At 61.8% G+C, this 25981-nt stretch carries 23 protein-coding genes and 1 other RNA gene; 19 read left to right on the top strand and 5 right to left on the bottom strand.

Annotated features, from left to right (window positions below):
- The first annotated feature begins 54 nt into the window (after positions 1-54).
- Positions 55-1434, top strand: coding sequence for an HD-GYP domain-containing protein (locus ACLBXP_RS21285; protein WP_447669906.1), 1380 nt, complete (start codon positions 55-57; stop codon positions 1432-1434).
- 1134 nt (positions 1435-2568) lie between these two features.
- On the opposite strand, the gene ACLBXP_RS21290 is transcribed toward ACLBXP_RS21285, so the two are convergent.
- Positions 2569-2919 carry a hypothetical protein gene (locus tag ACLBXP_RS21290; protein ID WP_447669807.1) on the bottom strand — a complete coding sequence of 117 codons (351 nt, stop codon included), beginning with the start codon at positions 2917-2919 and terminating at the stop codon, positions 2569-2571.
- A 354-nt stretch (positions 2920-3273) separates the two neighbouring features.
- Between ACLBXP_RS21290 and ctrA the strand changes: the two genes are divergently transcribed.
- The gene (ctrA, locus tag ACLBXP_RS21295) at positions 3274-3975 is read left to right on the top strand and encodes a response regulator transcription factor CtrA (RefSeq protein WP_447669808.1); all 702 of its coding nucleotides are present in this window, start codon (positions 3274-3276) and stop codon (positions 3973-3975) included.
- Between the two features lie 894 nt (positions 3976-4869).
- Here ctrA and ACLBXP_RS21300 read toward each other — a convergent pair.
- Positions 4870-5469: a recombinase family protein gene (locus ACLBXP_RS21300; RefSeq protein WP_447669907.1), complete on the bottom strand. Its 600-nt coding sequence runs from the start codon at positions 5467-5469 to the stop codon at positions 4870-4872.
- A 211-nt stretch (positions 5470-5680) separates the two neighbouring features.
- Here ACLBXP_RS21300 and ACLBXP_RS21305 point away from each other — a divergent pair, with 211 nt between their 5' ends.
- Both ACLBXP_RS21305 and ACLBXP_RS21310 read left to right on the top strand, forming a co-directional pair.
- Positions 5681-6028 (top strand): TM2 domain-containing protein, encoded by a 348-nt coding sequence (locus tag ACLBXP_RS21305; protein WP_447669810.1) that lies wholly within the window; start codon positions 5681-5683, stop codon positions 6026-6028.
- 146 nt (positions 6029-6174) lie between these two features.
- A complete protein-coding gene (locus ACLBXP_RS21310) occupies positions 6175-6777 on the top strand; it encodes an SH3 domain-containing protein (RefSeq protein ID WP_447669811.1) in 603 nt (200 codons plus the stop codon).
- Between the two features lie 897 nt (positions 6778-7674).
- Here the strand turns inward: ACLBXP_RS21310 and ACLBXP_RS21315 are convergent.
- Positions 7675-8568, bottom strand: coding sequence for an ImmA/IrrE family metallo-endopeptidase (locus ACLBXP_RS21315; RefSeq protein ID WP_447669812.1), 894 nt, complete (start codon positions 8566-8568; stop codon positions 7675-7677).
- A 1-nt stretch (position 8569) separates the two neighbouring features.
- Positions 8570-8878: a helix-turn-helix domain-containing protein gene (locus tag ACLBXP_RS21320; RefSeq protein ID WP_447669813.1), complete on the bottom strand. Its 309-nt coding sequence runs from the start codon at positions 8876-8878 to the stop codon at positions 8570-8572.
- 281 nt (positions 8879-9159) lie between these two features.
- Between ACLBXP_RS21320 and ACLBXP_RS21325 the strand changes: the two genes are divergently transcribed.
- The 12 genes from ACLBXP_RS21325 to ACLBXP_RS21380 all read left to right on the top strand — a co-directional run bounded on the left by ACLBXP_RS21325 (position 9160) and on the right by ACLBXP_RS21380 (position 23288).
- Entirely contained in the window at positions 9160-10425 is a 1266-nt protein-coding gene (locus ACLBXP_RS21325; protein WP_447669814.1) for a patatin-like phospholipase family protein, read from the top strand.
- A 4-nt stretch (positions 10426-10429) separates the two neighbouring features.
- Positions 10430-11557: a hypothetical protein gene (locus ACLBXP_RS21330; protein WP_447669815.1), complete on the top strand. Its 1128-nt coding sequence runs from the start codon at positions 10430-10432 to the stop codon at positions 11555-11557.
- 4 nt (positions 11558-11561) lie between these two features.
- Positions 11562-13826: a ThiF family adenylyltransferase gene (locus tag ACLBXP_RS21335; protein WP_447669816.1), complete on the top strand. Its 2265-nt coding sequence runs from the start codon at positions 11562-11564 to the stop codon at positions 13824-13826.
- A gap of 293 nt (positions 13827-14119) precedes the next feature.
- Positions 14120-15442 (top strand): hypothetical protein, encoded by a 1323-nt coding sequence (locus tag ACLBXP_RS21340; protein ID WP_447669817.1) that lies wholly within the window; start codon positions 14120-14122, stop codon positions 15440-15442.
- A 197-nt stretch (positions 15443-15639) separates the two neighbouring features.
- The gene (locus tag ACLBXP_RS21345) at positions 15640-16116 is read left to right on the top strand and encodes a MerR family transcriptional regulator (RefSeq protein WP_447669818.1); all 477 of its coding nucleotides are present in this window, start codon (positions 15640-15642) and stop codon (positions 16114-16116) included.
- 310 nt (positions 16117-16426) lie between these two features.
- Positions 16427-16585, top strand: a complete 159-nt coding sequence (locus ACLBXP_RS21350) for a hypothetical protein (RefSeq protein WP_447669819.1) — start codon at positions 16427-16429, stop codon at positions 16583-16585.
- 94 nt (positions 16586-16679) lie between these two features.
- Positions 16680-17354, top strand: a complete 675-nt coding sequence (locus ACLBXP_RS21355) for a TAXI family TRAP transporter solute-binding subunit (protein WP_447669908.1) — start codon at positions 16680-16682, stop codon at positions 17352-17354.
- A gap of 1068 nt (positions 17355-18422) precedes the next feature.
- The gene (locus ACLBXP_RS21360) at positions 18423-18920 is read left to right on the top strand and encodes a hypothetical protein (protein WP_447669820.1); all 498 of its coding nucleotides are present in this window, start codon (positions 18423-18425) and stop codon (positions 18918-18920) included.
- Between the two features lie 42 nt (positions 18921-18962).
- Positions 18963-21032 carry a hypothetical protein gene (locus tag ACLBXP_RS21365; protein ID WP_447669821.1) on the top strand — a complete coding sequence of 690 codons (2070 nt, stop codon included), beginning with the start codon at positions 18963-18965 and terminating at the stop codon, positions 21030-21032.
- Between the two features lie 205 nt (positions 21033-21237).
- A complete protein-coding gene (locus ACLBXP_RS21370) occupies positions 21238-21645 on the top strand; it encodes a hypothetical protein (protein ID WP_447669822.1) in 408 nt (135 codons plus the stop codon).
- 72 nt (positions 21646-21717) lie between these two features.
- Complete coding sequence (locus ACLBXP_RS21375; protein WP_447669823.1) at positions 21718-22848, top strand: tyrosine-type recombinase/integrase; 1131 nt, start codon at positions 21718-21720, stop codon at positions 22846-22848.
- Positions 22848-23288, top strand: coding sequence for a VOC family protein (locus tag ACLBXP_RS21380; RefSeq protein ID WP_447669824.1), 441 nt, complete (start codon positions 22848-22850; stop codon positions 23286-23288). Before ACLBXP_RS21375 ends, ACLBXP_RS21380 begins: the two co-directional genes overlap by 1 nt.
- 51 nt (positions 23289-23339) lie before the next feature.
- Here ACLBXP_RS21380 and ACLBXP_RS21385 read toward each other — a convergent pair whose 3' ends face one another.
- Positions 23340-23516, bottom strand: a complete 177-nt coding sequence (locus tag ACLBXP_RS21385) for a hypothetical protein (protein ID WP_447669825.1) — start codon at positions 23514-23516, stop codon at positions 23340-23342.
- Positions 23517-23701: 185 nt separating this feature from the next.
- On the opposite strand from ACLBXP_RS21385, the gene rnpB reads away from it, so the two are divergent.
- From rnpB to ftsL, 3 genes are all read left to right on the top strand, one after another.
- Positions 23702-24122, top strand: an RNA gene (rnpB, locus tag ACLBXP_RS21390) — RNase P RNA component class A.
- Between the two features lie 410 nt (positions 24123-24532).
- Positions 24533-25570 (top strand): 16S rRNA (cytosine(1402)-N(4))-methyltransferase RsmH, encoded by a 1038-nt coding sequence (gene rsmH / locus ACLBXP_RS21395; protein WP_447669826.1) that lies wholly within the window; start codon positions 24533-24535, stop codon positions 25568-25570.
- Positions 25567-25980, top strand: a complete 414-nt coding sequence (gene ftsL, locus ACLBXP_RS21400; protein WP_447669827.1) for a cell division protein FtsL — start codon at positions 25567-25569, stop codon at positions 25978-25980. Before rsmH ends, ftsL begins: the two co-directional genes overlap by 4 nt.
- Position 25981 lies beyond the last annotated feature (1 nt).

Consider the following 25981-nt stretch of genomic DNA (forward strand, 5'->3'; position numbering starts at 1 on the left):
CCAGGCAGTCTTTCCGCCCACAAGGGCCTATAAGGCGAGAGGCGGACCTGAATGATGCGGATCGTGTCGGGCAGCGACGATGAGGCCAGGACGGTTCAGCTATCGGAGGTTCTCGGAGCCCTGAGCCATGCCCTAGACCTCACAGAAGGTCAGCCCGTCGGGCACTGTGTGCGCGCTACCTGGATTGGATCCCATATCGGCCGGGCAATGGGCCTGCCCGACCTGCAGCTCTGGGAACTCTACCACACTGTGATGCTGAAGGACCTCGGCTGCTCCAGCAACGCCGCGCGCATCTGCGAACTCTACCTGTCCGACGATCTCAGCTTCAAGCGTGACTACAAGACGGTGAGCGACAGCCTGCCGAAAGTGCTCGGCTTCGTTTTCTCCCACACGGGCCTCAAGGCGGGCCTCGCGGATCGCTTCCGCGCGGTTCTCAACATCCTGCAGAACGGCGGCGCGATCGTCGACGACCTCATCCAGACCCGCTGCCAGCGCGGCGCGCAGATTGCCCGTCAACTCCGCTTTCCTGCCAGCGTCTGCGAGGCCATCCACGCGTTAGATGAGCACTGGAACGGAAGCGGCCGCCCGGATCGTCTCGTCGGACCTGCAATCCCCCTCTACGCACGCGTGGCGCTACTTGCTCAGGTGGTAGACGTGTTCCACACCGCTGCCGGCCCCGCGGCTGCGATCGCCGAGGTGCGCGCACGCGCTGGCACATGGTTCGATCCTCAAGTCGTCGCCTACTTCGAGGCGGTCGCGGCCGAACCCGGTTTCTGGGAGACACTGGCTTCGGAGGATATTGAGGAGGCAGTGTTCGCACTGACGCCCGGCAGCCCGATCATCGTGGACGAGGATTACCTCGACGATATCGCGCGAGCCTTCGCACAGATCATCGACGCCAAGAGCCCGTTCACCTCCGGTCACTCCGAGCGGGTCGCGGTCTACGCCGACATGATAGCAGCCGAACTCGGCTATCCCCCGGAGCGCCGTCGCTGGCTGAAACGGGCCGCGCTCCTTCACGATGTCGGCAAGCTCGGGGTTTCGAACGCCATCCTCGACAAGAATGGCAAACTGGACGATGCGGAGTGGCAGGACATGCGCAATCACGCGTCCCTGTCCGAGACCATCTTGGCCCGCGTAGCGGTGTTCCACGAGATGGCTAGCATCGGTGGCGGCCATCATGAACGGCTGGACGGCAGAGGCTATCCCCGGGGGCTGAAAGGCGACGCCATCGCACCAGAGACGCGTATCGTCTCGGTAGCCGATGTGTTCGACGCGCTGACCGCAGACCGGCCCTACCGGTCGGCCATGCCTCTAGAGAAGGCGCTCGGCATCATGCGCGCGGATCTCGGTACGGCCTTCGATCCGACCTGCTTCGCAGCTCTGGAGCGTGCCCTCGACGCGATCGAGGGCGATCTCGCTCGGGCCGCGTAAGTCGCGCCGTTCCCTAGCAGGTCCTTCCGCTACCGGACTGAGGCCATTGTGCTAATTCTGCCGCTGGCGGAGCCACCGCGGAGCAACGACTTTCGTGACGCAAGGACAACGACCGTGCGCACCGCCCATCCGCAGGCTGGCAAACTCAAGGTTCGGAGACAGAGTGAATTGAGATTGCGGGCGAGCATGCTCTGAGCGTCCTGATCGCGAATACGTAGCGGGTCTTGATCGCTTAGAAAGCTCTCGTTCCCGAGTGGATGTACGATGCCTCATTCACGAGTACATCCTCATAGCAATTTCGCTCAGATTCGATGCAACCTGACATGCATCTTCTAGATGTGCGAGCAGATCGCTCCGTTCGACATATTGCCTTTGCTCGCTGCCGACGAATGCGTCCATCGGAGTCAAGGGCTGGGTGGGATCGCTATTCGCATCAGCGGCCGCTGAGGTTCCCACTACTCGGTGTCAAACCAGCGGCAGCCACTAAACGCCCAGCGGCTCTGAACCCGTTTGAACCGCCGGAGCGGATGACGGGTTGCCAGAGAATGGCATCGTATTTCTGTCAGATCGTGCTCACCGGTCCCGACTATGAGTTCCGGCTGCGGAGCCAGTCGGAGCGGACTGCCGCTGTGCAGGCAGAGGGGGTGCTCCGCTCTCTCACGGGTGAAACCCAACAGCCTACAACCATCACGATAGAGTGCAGGGATCGTGATGTCGGCAACCGGCTAGCGGGCTACCTCTCCGACGTTGCCCGCGAGCTGGCGATGGCCTGAAGTTCAGCCGGATCGACGAGATCCATATCGAACCGGTGACCAGAGCCTTGATCTCGATGGCGAGTAGATCCGGACGAGGCGGCGAACGCTGGGCGATTGGCTTGATTGCTGCGTTCGTCAGGGTAGGTGGTGCCTACCGAAATCTGGCGTTGAGCATAAGTCGGCCGACCCTCGGCGTTGTTGGCCGCCATGCGCTCGCGTAGCGCCACGGCTCGTCGCGCAATGGCTTCTGCATCACAGATGCGGCAGGGACCGCCTCGGCTGCTAGCGCGGCAATTGTCAGGGGTTCGGCAGTTTGAGCGTGGCATTGCGCCAGGATAGCTGCTCGCCACGGGTGCGACCACACGGCTTCCCGTACCACCTACCATCCCAACCCGAGGTCACGCGTGTTCTCGCTGGGCTGCACGGTTCGGAGCAGCACGATCAGGCTGACCAGAGCCGCAAGTGCTGCTTCACGCTTGGCGGTCGAGTTCGCAGCCCTTGCCTCCAGCGATCTGGCGAAGGCCTCCGACGCGACCCGTGCTTCTTCGAGCCCCATCTCCAACTCTGGTGTCAACGCTGCTCGCCGTTTGAGGCTCATCGAGGCCTGCACGGCTTCCTTGATCACGAGTTCGCACATACCGCGAGATGCGGTCTCCACCGCACCCACCCACGGTCGCAAGATGATGGTTACCAGCGGGGGCAGTTGCGCACCCTTCAAAGCCTCGGCCATCGCCCTTGTACCTCGCTAAGCCACGTGGCCGCGGGAAGGCGGACTTTTACGGCTCGACGGCGCCAACGCGCGAGCCAAGCAGTCAGATGCAGCAGCTTCGACTTACGTCGACCGATCGGCTCAGAAGCGCCTGTCAGCAGCAGCGGCGAAAGTCGCTTAGGCGAAATGCCAGAGCAGCGTCATACCTCCCAGGATGATCACCGCCAGCAAGCCAGCCAGCACAAGGAGCATGCGCGCGTGCTTCGCCATTGGCGGGCTCATAGCGTCCTAGGGATTGCACGGCGCCTGTCTCATCGCCGTTAACGCATCGGTATGGTTGCCAGAGTATGATCGCTGACATTGTGAGGTATCGTCATGCGTGTGTTACTCGTCGAAGATGATGCCACCGTCGCGGCGAGCATCGAGCTGATGCTCAAGTCCGAGAACTTCAACACCTACACCACCGATCTCGGTGAGGAAGGCGTCGATCTCGGCAAGCTGTACGATTACGACATCATCCTCCTCGACCTGAACCTTCCCGACATGTCGGGCTACGAGGTGCTGCGGTCGCTGCGCGTCGCCAAGGTCAAGACGCCGATCCTGATCCTCTCCGGCATGGCCGGCATCGAGGACAAGGTGAAGGGTCTCGGCTTCGGTGCCGACGACTACCTGACCAAGCCCTTCCACAAGGACGAGCTCGTCGCCCGCATCCACGCCATCGTCCGACGCTCGAAGGGTCACAGCGAGCAGGTCATCTCCTGCGACGACCTGACCGTGAACCTCAGCGAGCAACAAGCCTCCATCGGCGAGCAACGGGTTCACCTCACCGGCAAGGAGTACCAACTCATCGAGATGCTGGCGCTTCGGAAGGGCGCGACGATCACCAAGGAGATGATCCTCAGCCAACTCTACGGTGGCATGGACGAGCCCGAGATCAAAATCATCGACGTGTTCATCTGCAAGCTACGCCGGAAGCTCGCCAATGCCTCTGGGGGTAAGAACTACATCGAGACGATCTGGGGCCGCGGCTACATGCTCCAGGAGGGCGCTGTACGATCGCTGGCGAGGGCGGGCTAACGTTAGGAAAGCGGGAACCGCCCTTCCGAGATCATCCTCCCGATGCTTTGCGCAACTCTCCCGGGCATCGGAACTACCCCGGCTTACCAGCAGACCCGGGGCAGGCGACGCCGCTTCCAGGCCTCGCCGGGCTTCAGCCTCGACGCACGACCTTTGCGTGGCCGCTTCGCTGGCGACGGAGCTACTGGTGCTTCAGCGGTGGTCGCGTTGGGTGCCCCGCTAGCCGTTTCGAGCTCGATCGAGCGCGATGCTTCGAGTGGCGTCTCATCCATCACAGCAAGAGACTTAGGACCACTCCCCATCGAGATGGGGAAATCATCGTGTTGAACGCGCTTCGGGCGACCCCGCCGTCGAGGCTGATCCGTTGCCTGCGGGCGCAAGGACGCGGAGTCAGCTGCGCTCGGCTCGAACAGTGGCAAGAGGTTGGGCAGCACTCGCCCCGCGCTAGCCGGCTTCTCGAGCTCCTCCGGCGCTCCTGCGATCAACGCTAGGGAGGCTTGAGTAGGCGGTTCGCTTGCCTCATCCTGCAAATGCAGGCCTTGCCACATGCTATGAGATGGCCGGCGGCCGAACGCATCGGCTCGGGTCGTTGCTGCGGAACGAGAACGTTTCACTTCGACCACTACGGGCCGGGCGCTGCGGCGCTTCATTGATAGAGAAGTCCTATGACAGTCAGCGGTCAGACTCGGTGCTGTATCTACGCACCCAAAAATTAGCACAAGCTTGAGCTTCGTATATCATTCGCAAATTTTTAGTTAAAAAGCATCGTAAAGCCGACGCGCGCAGAGTTGAGCCATTATACCTCCAATGCCTCAAGCAGCTCTCTGAATGAGTTTGCCGAGCTGAGGTCGACGCCTTTCGCCTCTAGATCGAGTTCGCCAGTGCACCAGTAGATCATGCCTCTGACTCAAACGAGCTGATTCTGTCGCTGTGAGCTGCTCGGGCTGCAGGCAGGTACCGATACAGCGTTGACGCGGTGACGCCCAGGCGCTCTGCGACCCCACTGACTGTGAGGGTTCCATCTCGCAGCAACACCTTGGCGACATCGATATCTGCAGTACTGAGCAACCGCGGCCGCCCACCTAACCGGCCACGTGCCCGCGCAGCCCGAAGGCCGGCCATCGTCCGCTCGCGAATAATAGAGCGCTCGAACTCGGCCAATGCACCGAAAATGTGGAACACGAGCCTACCACCTGATGTGGTGGTGTCGATCGCTTCTGTCAAAGAGCGCAGTCCAATCGCTCGTCGCTCTAGCTCGTCAAATGTCTTGATCAGCTGGCCTAGCGAGCGCGCGATCCGATCGAGCTTCCATACGACGATCGTATCTCCGCTTCGCGCTGAGGATAGGGCCGCGCGAAGCTCTGGCCGATCACGATGCGCTCCTGAAACCTTCTCGGCGAAGAAGCGCGTACATCCCGCTCGCTCCAGCGCGTCGACTTGTAGGTCCGGGTTTTGGTCCTGCGTCGACACGCGTGCGTACCCAATGAGCAAAATCCCCTCCAGAATATTCGCTGTGGGCCTTCCACGACTTCAGCCTGCCTATCGGAGGCAGTTTCGAGAGACAACGAAGCATGCGTTGACCCAAACGATATTGGGGCGGATCGCGGTCTCCGAAAAACGCTGGTTTGTCTGAGGGCGTGCTTAGCTACGAGCAAAGCCACCCTCCCTCAGGCGCGCTAGCGCAGTTTGAACGGGGAGTAGCGCGATGGGACGGAAGAGCGGGTTCGTAGCGTTTGTGCTGTGGTGTGCTGGGCTGTTTCTGCTGGCGGGCCTGCATCGTTTCTACGTCGGGCGGTTTTGGACGGGCCTATTGTGGTTCTTCACATTGGGCCTGTGTGGCATCGGGCAGCTGATCGACCTGTTCCGGCTTGGCGACATGGTGCAGGTGGCAAACAGCGAAGCCGCTAGTAGCTCTCAGCGACCAGTCGCGGGGCACACGGTGGCGCCTGTGTTCAACGTCTCGATCAACGCTATGCCTGTGCCGATGGGATCGGCCGCAACGCTGCCGGATCAGATCGAGGCTGGGACGAGGCGCCTACTCCCTCGGAATTGATCGAGCACTTCAATCTTTGGCTGCGTGAGGAGAGCACTGTGCGGTCTTCCCGGAGGATGCATAGAGCGGCGAATCTTCCATTCGCATTTCTCTTCACGCTTGCCAGTAGCCCTACCTCCGCCACCTCCAACGGTCCCGACCGCTTCATGGTCAGAGACGTACGAGCCGGCGACACCCTGGCATTGCGCGCTCAGCCTAGCTCAGGCGCTAGCAAGGTTGCCGCTCTGCCGCCGGGAACCCGGGGGATCGATAACCTCGGCTGCATCGATGGTAGGACCGGGCGAGATTTAAGCGACACCGGTCAGGGCATTGGCCAGGTTTGGTGCAGGATCCGCATCGGCAGCCTAACTGGCTGGGCATCCGCGCGCTTTTTGCGTGAAGATGCGGAGATCCTGAAGCCGTACAGCATTTCGGGTCCTCCCACCGGCCCAGGCGAGTTCGTTGCTTCCTCGACATTGATCGAGAAGAAGCAGGCCAGAGGCGATCGCTGGAAGATTGTCACACAGCTGGTCGTCAGCAGATCGACGACGGCTGATGTCCCGAACGAGGTGAATGCTCACGCTGAACTCGTCGACTGCCATCATGGGCGCTCTGAGGTGATCCGGCTTGGCGGGGATGATCCGGGGTACTCGACCGAGATCAGAGATGAGCAAGGGGGAGGGTTCAAGCCGGCGCTTGCTGAGATCGATGAGTACAATCTCTGGTGGTTCGTATGCCGAGGAATCGCAAGACGTTACGGCGGATCATAATTCTTCGAGCTTAGGAGATCTGGCTACTTTGATCTCCGAAAAACCAGGGTTTGCACGAAGATGGTGGTTTCGGCAATCGCAAGCTTGGCTTTTGTGAATGTTTCCAGAGACAGTTTTGCGACGTTGAGCCCCGAGCACGAGAGGGGAGGGGCGTCCGTGCCAGTTCCATTAGGTTGGGGTTCAAGGGTCGGAGCAGCGAACCAGTGAAAATGGGGTGTATTAACGATACTATCTCTCCTTTCCAGAGTGGCTGCCGCCGACACGGCGCCAGTGCGACTTGGATGAATGTGTGTTCCATCAAGCGGTTAGCGCAGAACCTCTTGTGCGTGGACGCAGCCTACCTATTCAAAGTGTCGAATTCGACGCCGTGTACAATAGCGCTGAGGTCGGCCCTGCAGTGACGACGCCACGCTTCGGAAGCAGACATTCGCATTTGCGTCCACCGCAGCCGTCCAGCCGCCTCTGACGGCCTCTCCGAAGCGGACCTTAGAGAAATTCAACTTGCAGGTCTCCGTTGCGCCATATGCGGAGGTTGGCTGCCTGCTCATAAACAGACATTCCGCATCCCGCTCATCCTCGTCGACGCAACTTAGCCGAACATTTCTTAAAATGTGACACGACTGAATATAAATAAATCAGTACCAGATCCGAGTGTGGAAAATTTCGTGTAGCTGATTGATGGCCGGCTCAGCGAAAAACCAATCGGTTTTCAACCAGAAATATTGAAAAAATGACTTGAAGACCAATGCTGTACCGCCATCAATTTCAGCCTAGTCTGAACCACGCTCTCGCATTAAAATGCAGAATCGATTTCGTGACAGGCACATTGCGGGCTCATGAGCCCGCGATTTTGGGCATCGGATCGGCCCTAAAAACATTGCAGGGACGGCGCTGCATTCAGCTACGCGCTCCTCCCTGCGCGATGCGATCTATGACATCCTCGACAGGGACCTCGGCCAGATCAGCGCCGCCCGGTGTCGCTTCGAGATGCAGCAGGGTAATCACTTGGTCGTGTCGTGGGGACGGGATCGAGCATTCCTCGACCTCCTCGTCGAACCAGACGTGGGCTGGGTGGCGCACGCCGGCCTTCGTCCCCGGGGTGAACTGGCCGGAGCCGGCACAAGAACCGATGGGGATCTCGTAGGTCTCGCGCGCCGTCCGAATGAAGCGACCACTCTTCAGCGCGCCGGTACTCGAACGCGCCCAAAGCGCGTAGCCGTCGCGGCTGACGATCATTAGTGAGCGGCGATGCGTGAAGCCGAGCCAGCGGAGGGTGGCTGCGATCAAGGAGACGCCGTAGCGGTCGGCGCAGGCGGCGAGATCCTCGAACGTTGCCTTGGCGTATGGGTCTATGCGCTTGCGGAAGTCGTCCAAGGGCATCAGCAGCGTCGCGGCGAAATTGTCCGCCTCGCGCTCGATGGCCTCTCTCTCGCCCCGCAGGACGGAGTCCTTGCCACAGTAGATCCCCGCCGGGTTCACGTGCCGGTGGAGGAGATAATGTCCGAATTCATGGGCCAGCGTGAACCGTCTACGGCCCTCAGAGATATCGGCGTTGTTATGGATGATCCGCCAGCCTCGACGCGGGTTCCCGATCGGCACCAGCGCTCCCTCGAAACCCGGTAGGGCGTCTCCGATCACGGAGAGGATGGGATCGTCAGGAGCAATCTGGCGGGAATAGGAAAGCGCGAACTCTTCTAGTTCGACAGGGAACCTCTCGGATCCGTGCGTGGCATTCAGTAGCGTCGTGAGATCGTTGGCCCACCTCTGCGGACTTTTGGCGGACACCTGCATGCTATCCTTCCATGATGTCGGTCATCTTTCTTATACGCTCTTTGACGTCAGATGATAGCGAGCTGTATTTTCTGAAGAAAGCCATGTCTTCGGCATTTTCAATATTTTCGTCCGAACCAAGCAAATAATCGGTCGTCACATTAAGAACTCTAGCTATTTTGGCGATCTTATCCGCCGATGGCCTCGGAGGGTTCTTGTTTTCAAGCTCCCATATATATGATTTTGCGGAGTCACTTGCCAATGCAAGTTGCCCCAAGGTCAACTTCGCTTTTTTTCTTTGATCCCTGATCCTTTCACCAAGCGTGGCCATGATCATCGTCCTTTCGAAATGGATGGTGAAAAGGTTCTGAAATGAGGGTCTTTGTAGCCTTGAACCCCGGTACTTCGTACCCCAAGTTCGGAGATGCGATACGTAGATTACCTCCATGAAGGTAGGTGGCCGCCCACCGTGCGGGTAGGCCTCGCCAAGGGGTTTCTCCAGGTCTTCTCAGTCGCGGGGCAAGCGCCATGCGCGGGTCTTCGAATTTGCGGCAGGCGCCCGTCCCAGGACGCTTTCGGTCGCTATTGCAGGCTGCGGGGGAGAGGGATGGGATGATGATGGCTCCCACGGATACCGAAGGCACAAAAGGCGAGGACGATGCCTCGTCGCTGGAGATCAAGCTGGCCCTCTCGGGAGGCGGCGTCCGCGCCGCGGCCTTCCATCTGGGCGTCCTTCGTCGCCTCGCGGCCGAAGGGCTCCTGGAACGTGTGACGCACCTCTCGACGGTATCCGGTGGCAGCCTGGTCACCGCCGCGATCATGTCCTCCTGCGGCATGCGTTGGCCGGGCTCGGCGGAGTTCGACGCCAAGGTCTTCCCGAGGCTGCAGGCGCTGCTCACGAGCAGGGACCTCTTCTCCTTGAAGGCCATCGGCCCATGGGGGTTCCTCCGCTTTCATTTCCGACTGCTCGGCCACAGGGCCAGCGTCCTGGCCGACCTCCTGCAGAGCCGATGGGGCGTCTCGGGCCTCGTGAGCGAACTTCCGGCCACCCCCGAGTGGCACATCAATACCGCGTCCTTGCACAGCGGCAAGAACTGGAGGTTCTCCGCTCGGGAGATGGGCGACTGGGTCTTCGGGCGCCACTATTCGCCGTCGATTAGGCTCGCGTCCGCCGCCGCGGCGTCGGCCGCGGTGCCCTACGTCATCGGCGCACTAAAGATCGAGTTGCCCGGGGAGGGTTGGTACGAGACCAATCCGGCCACCAAGGAGGCCATCAAGCCGTGCAAGCCGGCGGCTCGGCGGATCCGCCTCTGGGATGGCGGCGCCTACGAGAATCTGGGCCTGGAGGCGATCTACAAGCCGGGCAAACCGCTGTTGGCTCCGGGCTTCCTAATCTGCAGCGACGCCTCAGGGCCGCTGCCGGAATACGGGAAGACGTCCCCCCTCGGCATCCTGAAGGGCAAGCTGGCGGGCCCACGCCTCTTCGACATCGCAAGCGACCAGATCCGCTCCCTGCGGTCCCGCATGCTAATGCTCGACATCGAGAACAAGACCGTTCGGGGTGCCCTCCTCAAGATGGGAGCCTCCGTCCGACAGGTCGACATCAAGGTGAGCCGGTCGCGCACCGCCCGCGAATTCGATGCCTATCAGACCGACACCGAGGCCGGGCTTGCCCTGAATCATCCGACCGACCTGCGGGCGATGACCCCGGCGATCTTCGAGCGCGTCGCCCGGCACGGTTTCGAGGTCGCCGACATCGTCCTGACGACTCACTCGCCGGCAGTCTTCCCGGTCTCGCATGGATGGCCCGCGCCTCCGGCCGCGCTGACGACGGCCTCATCGGCAACCGACCCCACCGCCATCGCAACCCGGGAGTGACGTCATGGCAGCATTCGCGACCTTCTACCCCCTCGGCAACGCCGACTGCACGCTTCTCGACCTCGCGAACAAAAGCAAGGTGCTCATCGACTTCGGGAACCAGCGCAACCCCGACGATCCCAGGGACACGCGATGCGACCTCGCGAAGGTGCTTCGTGATGATCTCCGCAAGTCCGGCCGGGATTACTTCAACGTCGTCTGCTTCACCCACCTCGACGATGACCACTGCCAGCGCATGGGGGAGTTCTTCTGGCTTCGCCACGCCCTGGCCTACCAGGGCGAGGGTCGCATCAAGATCGAGGAACTCTGGGTGCCGGCCTGCGCCGTGCTGGAGGATAACCTCGACGGCGACGCACGTCTCGTCCGGCAGGAGGCGCGTCACCGGCTGCGGGAGGGCAAGGGCATCCGCATCTTCTCCCGCGCCGACCGCCTGAAGGCCTGGATGGCCAAGGAGGGGATCGACTTCGAATCCCGCAAGCACTTGTTCGTCGATGCCGGAAAGTTGGTGCCGGGCTTCAGCAAGGACGGCGAGGAAGGCGTCGAGTTCTTCGTGCACTCGCCCTTCGCCTGGCGCCAGGACGAAGTCGTCGTGATCGACCGGAACGGGGACTCGATCGTCTTCCAAGCCACGTTCAAGGACGGAACCGAGGAAAGCTACGCCCTCTTCGGTTCGGACGTCGATCACTTCGTGCTTTCCGACATCGTCAACATCACCAAGCGCTACGGGAACGAGGATCGACTTCGCTGGGATCTCCTGAAGCTGTTCCACCACTGCTCCTACCTCTCGCTCGGCCCCGAGCGCGGGGTGACCGAGACCGTGGCCGTGGACGAGGTGAAGTGGCTCTTCGAGACCCAGGGGCGGAAGCGCTGCACGATCGTCTCGCCGAGCAAGCCGATCCCGACGCCCGGATCGGTCGAGGACAGCTCGACCCAGCCGCCGCATCGCCAGGCCGCGAACCATCACCGCCGCGTCGTCAAGGACAAGTTCGGCGACTTCGTCGTGACGATGGAGCAGGCCACCCCGACCCCGGGCCCCATCCGCTACCAAATCGACCGCAACGGCGTCGGCATCGCGCTTGCCGTGACGACGGGTGCCGGTAGCGCGACCGCCAAGCCCGCTCGGCAGGGGTAGGCGGATGGCCTGGCTGGACGATTGGGGACCTGCCATCGATGCCGGGGAGATGCGTCTCCCCGTCGCGATGGCGGTCGCCCGGTACGTTACCCTCCACGCGGCGGGGATCGCGACGGTCGTCGGCGCACATCGGAACGAGGATGGGTCCGAGATCCTCGTCCTCGACTTCCGGACCGGGGTGCCCCAGCGGCCCGCAGTCGAACTGGACCGCATTGAACCGGTCGGCATCGCCTTCGACGACCGCGGCTCGTCACCGTTCGTGCTCATGTTGCGGGAAGACTTCCCGGACACCGAGCATCAGCAACTGGTGCCAGAGGGATGTCCCGCGGCCATGTGCATCGACGACCGGCCCTGGGAGGAGGCAAGGCTGACGTGGACGCCGGCGGAGTTGATCGAGCGGGTCCTCATCTGGTTCCATCGCGCCGCTCGCGGCGAGCTCCACGATCCGGCTCAGCCGTTGGATCCCTTCTTCGGGTATTCGCCTTGGCAGTTCGTCTTCCCGGCATCGGTCCTGTCGGGCAGGGACGGCGTCGAACTGGTCGGGGCGATCAACGACGCTGTCGATCCGAACGTGGTCATCGTGCTGCCGCTGGCGGCGTTGGCAAAGGACACCGGCACCGGCCGCATCCTCCCCATCGCATACGAAGTCCCTCCCGAGCGGATGCGGCGCCTGCGGAAGGCGCCACGTGATCTGGCGGCCCTCAGCGCGATGCTCAAGGAGCGCGGTGTCAACCTTTACTCAGACCTCCGCGACCGGATCGTCGGATGGACTGGCGTCTCGGAGCAGGACCGGCCCAGGATGAACGCGTCCCTCGCCATCATCGTGGCGATGCCGGTCATCGGTCCGACGGGCACCCGACCGGGGATGGTCGACGTTCGTGCGTTCATGACGACGAGGACGGTCGGCGAGATCGGCGTCGCCTTGGGGGTGCTCCTTGCCGCTCAGTCGACGCATTCGCCATCCGGCTTCGCTCGGCAGGTGATCACCACGGAGCCCGACGACACGGCGCTCGCTGCGTGCGGTGTCGAGATCGCCCAGGTCCATGTGGCCTTCGATCCCGACAGGGCCGCGACCTTGTCGGGCCGGTCTGCCCGCGACGGACGCAAGGCCGTCATGGTCGGTGCCGGCGCCGTCGGATCACACCTCGCCGAATACATGACCCGGGAAGGCAGGTTCGATTGGACCATCGTAGACGACGACCGCCTCATTCCCCACAATCTCGCCCGTCACACCCTTCGGTCGCCGCAGGTCGGTCTTCGAAAGGCCCATGCCCTGAAGGATCGTCTCAACGCGATCTTCACCCTCACGGGACCGACCGTAGTCGGCGCCGCCATCGGCTGCGACATCCTTAAGCCGGGCGAGCATTCGGACGAGCTCGCGCTAGCACTGTCGCAGGCCGAGATCATCATCGACGCGACGGCGTCCGTGGCTGCGAGCAGGCACCTGGCCGATCTGAGCGTGGGTGGCCGGCGCGTGTGCGTCTTCTTCAATCCGTCGGCCGAGGCCGCCGTCGTCCTCGTCGAGGCGGCCGACCGCGCCGTCGCCCTGCGGGATCTCGAAGCCCAGTATTACCGTGCGGTCCTTCAGCATGCCGAACTCGAGCGGCACCTGACGGCCGTGGGCGAGCGCTTCGCGTACACCGGGGCCTGCAGGGCGGTCACCAACCGCGTTCCCGCCAGCCGGGTCGCCCTGCTATCGGCCTTGGCCGCCCAGGCTCTCGGCGAGGCCGTAGACCGCCCCGATGCCTTCATCGGCATCTGGTCCATCGGCGCCGAGGGGCAGGTCACGCCCACGAGGCCGGCACTCTCGCAGGTCGAACGGGTGACGATCCTCGATTGGGAGGTGGCGCTCGACGCCTCGGTCCGGGCGTCGATGGTAGCCATGAGGGAGGCGAGGTTGCCGAGCGAGACCGGGGGCGCGGTGATCGGCGTCGTCGATACCCGAGCGCGGCGGATACACCTCGTGGAGGCGTTGCCGCCGCCACCCGACAGCGTCGGCTCGCCCACCCAGTTCGAGCGCGGCGTCGCCGGACTGGGCGACGACATCGCCGCGAAGGAGGCCAGGGTCATGCACCAGGTCCGTTACGTGGGCGAATGGCATTCCCATCCTCGTCTAAGCTCCATCCAACCGAGCGAGACGGACCTTGTCCAACTCGGGTCGATCATCATGGATCTTTCGATCGACGGGCTCCCGTCGCTGTCCGTCATCGTTGGTGACGTCGGCATCACCGTCGCCCTCGGGGAACTTGACGGGGATCCGGCCACGTGAGGCATCTTACCCCCTCTGGCTTATCAAGCTCGCCTCGAAGCTATGTTCTCGCTGTTCCATTTCACTCGGCGCTATAGCTTAGGTGCCGTAATGGGGTGCCGCTAACAGCATAGAAATGCTGAAGGTGCGCAGAGTGAATTTTGACCTCGTGGGAGATTTACATGGTGAGCCGCTTTTTCTCGCCGAACGGCGAAGGCTGGCAGGAGTTCCCTCCGTTGTCGTATGGGCGAATCGATTAAACCGAACCGCTCGACGTTTCACTGGCGGACGAGATATTATTCGCCTTCGACGTCGTGGATGCGCGCTGGCCATTCCTGAGGCCGGGCCAGCAATTCGACTTGTCGAACCCAATACGCATTCGCGCGCAACAGACAGCCTATTGGCAGCAGATGTTTCGCAGCCTTCCGAGACAGAGGCCGGAAGATCTGTATGAAAAAGCGCCTATCTACCGAATCGAGGTGACTGTCAGAAAAGACGATCGCTTTTTCGATCAGCTTAGAAAGCTTTCTGAAGAAGAATGGGTTGCGATTGAGCTAGCGCCTTCCGGTTCCGATCCGGTCGACGTCTATGGCGGATTGTTTGCAGATCCAGTGCCCGCTTTCCTCGTCACGATCTATCCCGTTCCGCACTACGCTCCGGCGCTTTCCGCCACCTTTGACATTAACACGTGGCCCGACGCGGACGAGGTCGACATCGAAGCGGCCATCAAAGGGCTACCAGACATCGATTTTCTCGTGACCTATGACATCGGCCAGGGAGGCTCGAACGGCTTCCTCGACGTAAGGGAGTCGACGCGCCTGTACTTTGATCTTGGATGCGGCGTGTATGGAAACAAAAACACGAAACCTACGCCGCTAAGATTCTGCTGGCGCAAGAATCCACCAGTGGTTCTCTCACATTGGGATTCTGATCACTGGGCCGGAGAGGCAGGCGATCCTGCTGCGCATGGCCGTACCTGGGTTGCGCCACGGCAGTCAATCACGGCTTCTCATACAACATTTGCTTCCAAAATTCTTAAAGCGGGGGGCGCAATCCACATTTGGGGTTCGTCGCTGCAGCAAATCGCGGTGTCCGTGGGCTCGCGCACGATACATTTTGCACGCTGTACCGGGCCCCGTTCGTCACGGAACGGATCAGGCATCTCCTGTCTCCTTGATGATCCATCGCTTTGCGAGGCTTGGCTGCTCACCGGTGACGCTGGGTATCATCAGCTAAATCTGCCAATACCTAAATACATCAATGTCATTGTTGCCCCCCATCACGGAGGCAATATGGGCCCAAAAAGCGATGGTGCGGTTCCCTACAGGCCCAGTGGTCATGCACGAGTGCTTTGTTCTTTCGGGCCCGGCAACAAGCACGGTAAGACACATATCCAGCATCCGACTTCAGCAGGTGTGAGCGCTCACTCCAATCAAAATTGGCGTCATGGCTTTTGGAATACAACCGGACCAGGGCCAAGCAGCTATAGGACACGTGTACAAAAATATGTTCCGCATCCCTGCAAATTGTCGGTGAGCAGCGGGGAAGCAATCCAATGCAAAACCTGTGTATTAACGATACTACTCTCTACTTTCAGGGGGTGCACCGCTGACACATTGCCGACGCTGCTTATTTGAAGGTGTGTATTATCAAGCAGTTAGCACAACGTCTTTCACGCACTGCCGCGAACCCGGTCCTCCAAGTGTCGAATTCGGTCTTGGGTCCCCACGCCGAGGTCAGCCCTACAGAGGTGACGCTGCACCAACGAAACCACCCGTTGAGCTTGAGGAAGGATGGGGGAGGGTCTCCGCGTTACAAAGCGCGGAGGGAGAACATGGGTGTCACAATCCGAGAGCTGTCCGAGCGGGCAGGAGTGAAGGTTCCAACGATCCGGTACTACGAGCGGCAGGGTCTGCTGCCGGTGCCTCAGCGGTCGAGTAGAGGACGTCGGGCGTATGAAGCGGTCGACATCGCCCGCCTCTGTTTCGTCCGCTTCAGCCGCGGACTTGGGCTCGAGATTGATGAGATCCGTGCGCTGATCGAGATGGTCGGGGAGGGCAACAGCGAGGAGATCGACGCATTTGCGGAGGCGATTCTCGATCGCCTTGGTCGAATGAACCGCTTCTGCGCCGCGCTACGGACAGTAGCCGGAGCTGTGCGAGCCGGGGAGTGCGACGAGGCTGGTGCCTTCAAACGCCTTGCTGATGAAGAAGGTTCAACGGAACCGAACACTGAGAGCGCAATAAAAGGTAGCGAGCCAGAGGTGCCTTCTGCACCACCGAAGCCGAAACGGAAGCGCGCAAGTTCCTGACGGGTAAGATGGCGGCATCCCGCCATCAACTCGCGTGCGGAGTAGGTCGGATCAGTCAGCAGTGCGCCATGAGCAAAAGTGCGTGACACGCCAGAAGCCGCACGTTCGGCTCTGCGCCGATGCGACGAGCGGCATCGATCCCGAGACCGGCCAAGCCTTCGACGACACCAAGTGCTAGATTGAGGTGACGGCCGTTTCCGCCGCAGATTGGGCGAAGCGCTTCGCGGGCCCTCTCGCGGGTATCTCCGTAGCTCGCCGCGCGCCCGAGCGCCGACGGTCTCGCGCCTCAGCCTTTCGAACCGGAGTTTCGATGCTGTGCCGCCTGCTTGCCCTCGCCGTCACGGCGTTCATCACGCTCTCACCGCTCCAAGCTCAGGAGCGCGAAACGGCTTCTCTCGTGCTCGGCACGGCGACGCCCGGCGGTTCATTTCCGGCCTACGGCGAGGCGCTCATCGGCGCGCTTCGCTAGAGCGATCCGGGCCTGACGATCGCACTGATGAACACGAAGGGCTCATCCGAGAACTTGGCGCTCCTGAGAGAGGGCAAGCTCGACCTTGGCCCTCGTGCAGGGTGAGTACGCCTACGATGCGCTGAGCGCGCAGGATGGGCGCGAACCGACGCTCACCGTCGTAGCTCTGGTCGACACCTTGCCTGGCCTGGTCGTCGTTCCATCCACGAGCCCGGTTCGCAGCGTCGAGGATCTTCTCGGCAAAGCCGTGGCGCTGGGCACTCGCGCCTCAGGCCTTACCGTGATCGGCCGGACCGTTTTGCAAGGCTCCGGCATTGATCCCGACGACGACATCGCACCGGTCCTGCTAGACCATGCCGGCGTGGGCGCTGGTCTCGTGCTTGACGGAACGGTCGCCGCGCTCTGGGGCGGCGGCTGCGACTGGCCGAGCTTCAAGGCGCTTGCGGAGTCGCCCGGTGGCGCTCGGTTCTTCGGGCCGGCCCCTCGAAACATCGGGCAGATCCTCACGTTGCGTGCCTCGCTGCGACGCCTGACGATCCCGCCAGGCTCTTTCAAAGGTCAGGACGAGCCGATCGAGACGGTCGGCTCCTGGAGTTTCATCCTCGCGCGGCCGGGTTTGCCCGATGCGATCGTCTTCTGGTTCATGCAAGCGATCGGGGCGGGGACGCCCTTGCGCGGCGCTACATCCAGGGACGCCAGAGCGACCCGCGCAAGCATCCCTCGGCCGTGCCGTTGGCTTGTCTTCATCCGGCCACAGCGACCTATCTGAAGCTGATCGGCGTGACTGCGCCGTGATTGGTCTGCCTGCAACAGCGAGGCTATCCTGAATCATTGCGAAACGCCTGATCTCACGCACTCGCCTCTCGGTGCCGCGTGCCGATACCATCGTCATGGGATCGCCCAGATGTGCTTGGTCTTCAACGGCGGCTCGGGACCGATCAGGTGGCTGAGGTTCCAGGGCTGGCGGGTGGTATGTTTGAAGGCATGACGATGCTCCATCAAAGGAGCTGTTAGCTTCACACCTTGACCGCGATCCGCCCGCGCCGCAGCATGCGCCATAGGCGGACCTCAACCAATTGTATGGAACACACGGAGGAGCGGCTCCGCGGAAAGATCCTTGGCTGTCAGGACCATCCTTCGCCACTGATTCCTCACTCAGCGAGCCGATAAGGCCTGCCCGAGCAGCGCTCAGTTGAAGGCGCTCCCAGCCACCCTCCCATCGAACCTATTCAAAAAAATTTCACGAAGCCGCGGGCGCTTACATTGTTCGAATGCGGTCAAGGTATCGCGGGAGCATAATTCGCAGCCTTTAGCATCTCTCGCGCACCCTTCTGCTCTCATCTGCCAGCTTTTACCTGTCTCAGAAGCCGTGCAGGAATCTAGTGAAATTAGTGTTTACAGTTTTTGGCAGAATCTAGACTGATCTTGCAACTTCTGGTTGTTTGACGTTGCGGCCGGTTGTGGATACCGATTCGGCAACGGACTTGCCTGCAGCCCGCGCTGATTCGCTTATCAGCTTGTTAGCGGCACCGCAGTTCGAGGCGCCCGAGAAGGAGACCCCTTACGCTCGACCGCTTCAATGTCTGGCTGGAGATGGATTCGTCTGCCGAAATCCGGCGTTCTGTTATTTCGAACTAAAGTTCGATTTAATCGAGCGAGTGATATGTGCCTTCAAAAGTATGAATTGGCTTCGTGTAATCGAACCAATCGTCAAGCCTGGGCAGACCCTGCTCGAAATTAGCGAAAGACTTAAGCAAGCTCTTGACGCACTGTCTTGAGCAACGGATGGCTCGTGCCATAAAACCCACTCGTTAATGCTTCCTTGGAGGAGTATAAAATGCGCGATGATACATTCAACACCTTGATTCAATCAGTTCGAATCGACCATCCCAATCGACATCCGACGGTTTTAGTGTATGGAACCAAGTCGAGAGCAAAAAATTTCTTGGAAACATCCGAAGCTGAGGGCTTGATGGCCATTCCGATTAACAATCCCAACAGTTTTCACAAAATCGTCCCAACCGCCTGCGGTGTGGTAATATTGATATTGATTGTAGAGGAAATACCAAAATCTATAAGGTCTGTACTTTCAGACTTTTGTAGGCGGGACGATCCATTATACGTTGTTCGTACATATACAAAAGTAAGCATTCATGAAAATAACGTCGCAGTTGTGTCTACGACATACGACTGGTCGGAAGTTGCAGACACGCCTTCTGCCCGCAGGATAGCGGAGATTACACAAAACGCGCTTGAGATTGATGCTCTCAGTCACTCTCCACAGTATGCAGAGGCAACAGAAGCCTCTGCCATAAAGGCGCACAAGGGTCGCTGAGTAGTATCTACAAAATACAGACTTGTCTGGTTAGGGTTTAACATGAAGTTGCAATTCTATATGAGCACAAATCCTTCGAGCTACCAAATCGACACGAGGAGTGACGAGGAATTTCACAAATACTTTCTTGAAATGTTTCCTGAGGTGCATCCAATCGCAGGAAACCGGCGCACAGCCCCAAAAGGTCTTCCGCGGGTTGTCGTGACCAGCGGCAGTCCCGGAATCAGGCGAACGAATTCGACGCAGGATCCTCACCCGAGCGATGGTGCAACAAACGTAGCTCGCCAGCGGAACCCGTCGCGGAAGAAGCGCGTCGTTTCCGCTCTGCTCGCTCAGGTTGAGAACGATCCTCGCTACCTGAGTGCGAAGGAGCATCACGAGAAGATGCAGCAGCGCTTCGATGCTGCGGCCGGCACGTCACCGATCGACGCGCGCAACTTTGCCCCCTCCTTGGATGATCTGCGAGAAAGCGTCGCGATCTGCGAGGATTTTCACCTCAATTACCTCGAAGCCTTCGCAAATCGCATCAAGCGATGCGGCAAGCCCGGAGCGTTCGCCTGCGGATCCTATTGGTGCACGGCCTGCCGTACTCGCTACGGCGCTCGCCTCCTGGAGGATACACAGGCTCTGCTGACTAACCGCTACGGTGCGCAACATGAGGCGGCACGGAAGGCTCTGCTCCACGTCACCATCCTGAACGACATCGTGATCCCCGACCCCGATCTCGACCGTGACTACATGGTCGATTTCTCGGCAGACGTGGTTCGCCGTGATCATCGCGACCTCCTGGCGTACCTAAGGCGCTGGCAGAGAGATCGGCGTAGCGCGATGTCTCAGCTGCTTGAAAAGCGCAAGCTGAGCTTAGAGCTGATCGAGGATTGGATTACAGCGGACGACCGGGACAGAACATTTTTCAGCGCTGACAACATGCTTGCCGATGCAACTCGCTTGGTTGAGTTCAATCAGTTGATCGCTGCTGCCCGTGCGAATTTCAAAACCCGACGCAACCGGCTACGGCATCCACCGTCCGCCTTCGTCTCATGGCGTGATGAATCGAAGACCGATGAGTACATGTGGCAGCTTCGACGAGCTCACGAGCTTGACCATAAGGATGTTTTCCAGCTCGCCCTCGGACTTCAATGCATCTACCGGGAGTTTCGCGGGATCACGAAGACGAATTTTCCGGAGCGCCTAAAATTCAAGAGTTCAATCGAGAAGGTGATGAAGCGTGAGCGCAGCAAGCTCTACCGGCTCAGCAAGGCTTTCCCTGACCTCTCACTGATCGGGCAGTTCGAACTCGAGCTTGTCGATCTGCGGCATGCGATCGGTGGTGCGCACCAGCATAGGGTGAAATCAAAAACGTTGAGGATACTCGCCTCACAGGAGCGTAAGCCGACCAAGCTGCGGAAGTCGAAGAAGCCGATCACACCTGAGGCCGAGCGTAGGCGACTCAAGAAGGGTATAAAGCTACGGCTGCTGGATGAGGCGCGTGCACGGATCGCTGCCAACGACCAAATCCCGGAGGACGATTTCCCAGGTCTCCAGTACGCAGTCCTCCTGCACATGCACGTGCTGGTCGATCTGAATGGAGCAAACCGCAAGGAGGTCGAGCAGTGGCTGACTGGCAAGGCAGCGGGCGGTCGGCGATTCAGAGGGCAGTGGACGCTTAATCATCAGGTGATGATCAAGAAGCTGTTCGAGAACAAGCCCGTTAGCGACAGCCTGCGCGACATCAGCTTCTATCCGTTCAAGGCGCCGGTTACGTTCAACTATGAGAACACGGCACCCAAGCCCGACGAGGATCTATCGGAGGAGGATCCGGCCAACTTCACCGATGAGGCGCTAGCGCTACTCGCTTGGCTGCAGCATGGCATAGGGCATGAGCGACTGAGGTTGGCAATCAACTGGCCATCCATGAACCGGGATAGGCGTGGGCGGAAGCCAAACCGTTCGGCTACGTCAGTGGTCGATGAGGAGGAGTTTTGTGAGCAACTCAGGGAGATTTTGGACGAACGTGGGCTTCATCTCCCCAAAGAGCCGATAGGCGAAACCGATTTGAGTGAACTCTTCGGATGTACGCCTATTAACGAGACTACTTCCTATTCCAAATGACCTTGGTACCAGGTTGTCGCCTTGAGGTTCACTGATTCTTCAACGGCTTAGGTTCCCTCGGGATCCGCCTCTAGAGCTGGGCGCATCGCCAAACTGTCGAAATCGATCGCGCCGAAAGAGCTCGGCGACTCATCGGCACTGAAGCTGGAACAAACAGCGCAATAGATCCGAGCCTCGCTCTCCAACGGAGCGAGAACGGCACCCCTTGGCTTCGCCACATCAAGGCATACCGAACGACCAGCGGTGGCGTCTGTTTCTACCCCAGCAGCAGGAGCAACGCTCACCTTTCGAACTGAAGGACGAGAAGCGCATGACGGTAAATCCAAATGGTATGTCAAATGAGCAGCTGTTGCACCTCAGAGTTGAAATTGCAAAAGCCTATGGAATAGAACTATACCGGCAGTATTCAGAAAAGGTTTCTGCATCTCTTATCTTGCCTCCTGATGAACGCCCAACTGGGCTCGTTGACGCGTCAACGATAAAGCGAAAGAGACGCAGTAACAAGATTCCCTATGTTGCCTGCGGCGACGGATCAATTGCCTACCTCGGGGTGATGTTGTGTGACTTTATAATATTCGGCGAAGCTTCCATGCTATTGTGGGGAAGCAATTGATAGCCAGCGAAAGCTGCTCTCACGTCGTGAAATGAGGGAGCCTGCTTTTAGGATTGACAGCAGGAGGGTCAGGTGAGCCGATACACCAAGCGCGAGCACGTGGCTGGCAAATTCTGGCTCGACGTGCGTCCTAACAGCCCGGCTTACTGCATCTGCTGGCTGGACGGCCGGCAGGTCAGGCGCAAGTCGACGGGAACCGATGACCTCGATGAAGCTCAAAAGGCCCTCAAAGCTCATTACCTCGCTGAGGACAGCTCAGAGGGCCAGGACGTTGCGCGCGTGCCGATCTCGGAGGTTTTGCACGCCTACTACGAGCAGCATGGTCAGCATCTGCCGGCTCGCAAATGGCTCAAGTACGCCGTGGAACACTGGGATCGCTACTACCGCGCTGAGAGTGTTTGGGCTGCCACCCGAGTTCCTCGGATTGAACGGTTCATCGCACACCTTAGGCAGCATGGGCTCAGCTCCTCCTCGATTAACTCGGTTTTGACAGCGGGCCGAGCCGCGCTGAACCGGGCCTGGCGACGCAGTGAGATCTCCCGCCAGATCTACGTTCCAAGCGTGAAAGTGACGAAGGTTGCACCCAAGGGCCGCCCCCTCTCGATAGAGGAATGCGCCAGTTGGCTTGATGCGTCAGCTCCGCATTTCCATGCCCTCCTCTTCATCTGCCTGGCGACTGGGAGTCGGCCGGAGGCAGTCAAACAGCTGCGTTGGTCGCAAATCGACTTCGACGATGGGTTGCTGCACCTCAACCACGAGGATCGTGAGCAGACGACGAAGCACCGGCCGGTTGTGAAAATGCCGACAACCCTGATCGCCTATCTCAAGGAGGTCCGACGGGAATCGGAATGGGTGGTGAGCTACCAGGGCAAGCCGGTGAACCGCTATTACACGGCTCTGGGCGAAAGCCGCGCGCGAGCAGGCCTCGACGGACGCGTGAATCTTTACAGCCCGAGGCATACTGTCGCACGCTGGATGCGCAAGGAGCGAGTGCCGTTCGAAGAGCTGTCCGGCCAGCTCGGGCACAAGGTGCGAGGGTTCGCGATCACGGAGATCTACGCGGCCTACTCGCCGGACTACCAAGCCCTAGCTACCGCGGCGATCGAGAGGCTCCTTCAGGCGATTGTCCTGCAAAGCCAATCTTGTCAGTTTCTGCTCAGGGCAAGTAAAAAGCCCAATATCAACAGAGGGATAGCAGCCTGATGGAGTATCTGCACACGATGGTCCGCGTGGCGGATCTCGACCGGGCGCTCGCGTTCTACGTCGACACCTTCGGCCTGCGGGAGGTGCGTCGCGTCGAGAACGAGAAGGGGCGCTTCACCCTCGTCTTCCTGGCCGCCCCCGGGGACGCCGCGCGGGCGGAGACCACGAAGTCGCCCCTCGTCGAGCTGACCTACAACTGGGACCCCGAGGAATACGCGGGCGGGCGCAATTTCGGCCACCTCGCCTACCAGGTCGACGACATCTACGCCTTCTGCACCCGCCTCAAGGAGGCGGGCGTGACGATCAACCGTCCCCCGCGCGACGGCCACATGGCCTTCGTGAAGTCGCCGGACGGCATCTCCATCGAGATCCTGCAGAAGGGCGGCTCCAAGCCGCCGCAGGAGCCCTGGGCCTCGATGGAGAACACCGGCACCTGGTGAGGGCGCACCTAGTTAGGTCGCACTTGGTGAGGGCGCGGCAGGACCGCGCCGTCAGTCCGCGCGGGTCTCGCCGGCCGGCACGATGCCGAGCTGGGCGAGCTTCGCCGTCACCGCCTCGATCGGGCGCTTCAGCTTGAGGCTGATCACCGGGACCGGGACGCGCTCGCGGGCGAGTTCGGTGAGGGTCTGGACGGATTCGAGCGTCCAGGTCGTGTCGTCGGCCGCCATGGGTCGTCTCCTCTCTCCGGGAGACCCGCCGGGTCCGCGTCTCCGGGGGCCCCGCAAGCCTCCGAACCCGCGAGACTGGGCCTCGCCCGCGCACCACGCAACCGCAGGGTGAACATTTGGGCACGCCCAGCGGACGCGCAGCCGCTTGACCGGGCCGGGTCCCCCGGCGCACATCCGGGCCCGGATCAGCCGGCCGGGCGGCCGCCCCGGACGCACCCGCGTCCGGGGAGGAAAGTCCGGGCTCCATGGAGAGACGGTGCCGGATAACCTCCGGCGGGGGCGACCCCAGGGACAGTGCCACAGAAAGCAGACCGCCCCGGACGGCCCGAGGCCGTGCGGGGTCAGGGTGAAAGGGTGCGGTAAGAGCGCACCGCGGACGCGGCAACGCGGACGGCACGGCAAACCCCACCGGGAGCAAAACCGAATAGGGGCGGCGCGCGGACAGGCCCCGCAAGGGGCTCCGCAGGCCCTCTCTCCAGGCCAGTCGCCCGGGTTGGTTGCTTGAGGCGGCCGGCAACGGTCGTCCCAGAGGAATGGCTGCCACGTCCGCGGATCCCCCGGGATGAGCGGGCCCTACAGAACCCGGCTTACAGGCCGGCTGATCCGCCTCGCCCCGCCAGCCTCCTCGGGGGCGCAAGCGCCTCGGAATCTTCGCGAAAAACTTACGCTCGGTTAACCTTGCTGAGGTCTGATCAGCGGGTCCGTAGCCGGCCCGAGGGCTCGCGGCGCCATTCGTTGACGTCCCTCAGAGGCCCATGTTACCCGGCATGATCCCGTCAACGGCGAGTTTCGGTGCGACGGACGTTACCCGTAGAAGTTGGGTACCCGTCCGTGCGAGGGCCCGTGGCCTCGCCGCATCCGGGGCTGCCCTCTCAGCCGGGGCCGCAACGCCGCGGCCCGCCGAAGGCCAGCATGAGCCGACCCGCCCCGGACGCCGCCGTGCGGCCCGCCACCCCTCCGGCAGAGTGCCCGCGCGGCGATCGGCGCGCGGTGCCGCCCCGGCGCGCGGCCGCCCGATGAGCGGCCCGCCCGGCGGGGCCGCGACGAGCCCCCACATCCCGGTCCTCCTCGCCGAGGTCGTCGAGGCCCTGGCCCTCGCGGGGCCGATGCTCGCGGTCGACGGCACCTTCGGGGCCGGCGGCTACACCCGCGCCATCCTCGCAGCCGACCCGGCGGTCCGCGTGATCGCGATCGACCGCGATCCCACCGCCATCGCGGCGGGCGCGGCCCTCGTCGCGGCTTCGGACGGGCGCCTGCGCCTGGTGCCCGGGCGCTTCGGGGACCTCGACGCCCTCGCGGCCGACCTCGGCGAGACCGGGGTCGACCGGGTGGTGCTCGATATCGGGGTGTCGTCGATGCAGATCGACACGGCGGCCCGCGGCTTCTCGTTCCGGCAGGACGGCCCCCTCGACATGCGGATGGGCGCCGACGGCGAGAGCGCCGCCGACCTCGTCAACACGGGCGAGGAGGCGAGCCTCGCCGACATCATCTTCCACTACGGCGAGGAGCGCCGCGCCCGCGCCGTCGCCCGCGCGATCATCGAGGCCCGCCGGCGCGGGCCCATCGGCACGACCGCGCAGCTCGCCGAGATCGTGGCCGGCGTGGTGCGGGCCGATCCCGGCAGCGGCATCCACCCGGCGACCCGGACCTTCCAGGGCCTGCGGATCGCCGTGAACGACGAGCTCGGCGAGCTGGTGCGCGCGCTCCACGCCGCCGAGCGGATCCTGCGGCCGGGCGGGCGCCTCGCGGTGGTGACGTTCCACTCGCTCGAGGACCGCATCGTCAAGCAGTTCCTCTCCGCCCGCAGCGGTCGCGCGGTCCAGGCCTCGCGCCACCTGCCGAGCGTCGAGCGCCCCGTGCCCAGGAGCTTCCGCGCGATCACCAAGGGGCCGGTCCTGCCCGGCGAGGCCGAGACCGCCGCCAATCCGCGCGCGCGCTCCGCCAAGCTCAGGGCCGCCGAGCGCACGGACGCCCCGGCCCCCCCGCCGCTCGCGGCCCTCGAAGCCCTGGCGAGCCTGCCCGAGACCGCCACGACCCGGGGAGGCCGCCGGTGATCCGCCTGCTCAACCTCCTCGCGGTGCTGGGCCTCGTGGCCTCGGCGATCTACGCCTACTCGATCAAGTACGACACGCTCTACCAGGGCGGCCAGGTCTCGAAGCTCAAGACGGGCCTCCACAAGGAGCGGCAGGCCATCGCGGTGCTGCGGGCCGAGTGGCAGCTCCTCACCCGGCCGGACCGCCTGCAGGCCGCGGTGGAGAAGCACCTGGCGCTCGAGCCGATCGGCACCGCCCATCTCGGCCGCCTCGCCGACCTGCCCGAGCGCACCGAGCGCGGCGACGAGATCGGCCGCCTGCTCGCCGCCACGGCGACCCCGAAGGACGCGAAGCCCGCGGGCGAGCCGCGCACGACCGGCTCGATCACCCGCACCACCACGACCCGCACGCCGACCACGGCATCGAGGTAGT

The sequence above is a fragment of the Methylobacterium sp. A54F genome (assembly GCF_053346035.1).